We start from the raw sequence: 706 nt of genomic DNA, 5'->3' as shown, positions 1-706 counted from the left end.
TCAGGACGCGCATGCATCGCGTGAAGTGCTGCGGCCAGGCGTTCATCGGCAAGGCCGCGACTCAAACTCGACGTGACGGTTGTTTCCGTGCCGGATCGCAATGCCTCGATCAACAACACTTCCAGCAGCCGTTCCAGCACGAGTTCGCGTGCCGGCCGGCGCTCGCGCGTTTCCTCACCGACCAATTGCATCAGCGTCGCGAGTCGGGGCTCGTCGCGAACGATAACGACATCTGGCAAGAGGGAAACGAGCAAGGCCGCATCCGGCGCACCGAAGCTGCAATGCCCTATGCGCATGCGCATGTCCGCCGCCCCTTCGAGGCGGCCGACACGGAAATGGCCACCACTCAACTGCGTTGGAACCATGGCGGATAGACCGGCCGGTGCGTCGACGCTCTCGTTAACGAGGTCGCGCATAGCCGGAACGAGCACGAAATCGCCGGCTCGGAGGATGAAAGGCTTATGTCCTCCAAACGTTACGCGGCAACGCCCCTCAAGGATTGCGCAGTAGAATGGCTCGCCTGTGGCCTCGCGATGAATTCGCCAGGCGCCGGCGCATTCCACCAGCTTCGAAAAGCGTGCGGCCGGCCGCAGCAGCGTGACGATTTCGGCAAGGGGATCGACTGTCATAATCAGGACTAACGCCAAAGAAATGGAGACTGTAGCATATATAAAGTCTCTCGTCCGGTCACTACCATGGCATCATT

Annotated in this window: 1 protein-coding gene; it reads right to left on the bottom strand. The window is 60.6% G+C overall.

The window, feature by feature from the left end:
- A partial coding sequence (locus ACYJRZ_RS31920) for a cupin domain-containing protein (RefSeq protein ID WP_459465537.1) occupies positions 1–629 on the bottom strand: 629 nt, incomplete at its 3' end.
- Positions 630–706 lie beyond the last annotated feature (77 nt).

The organism is Rhizobium sp. No.120 (genome assembly GCF_054558365.1).
This window is presented reverse-complemented; position numbering and strand designations above follow the sequence as displayed.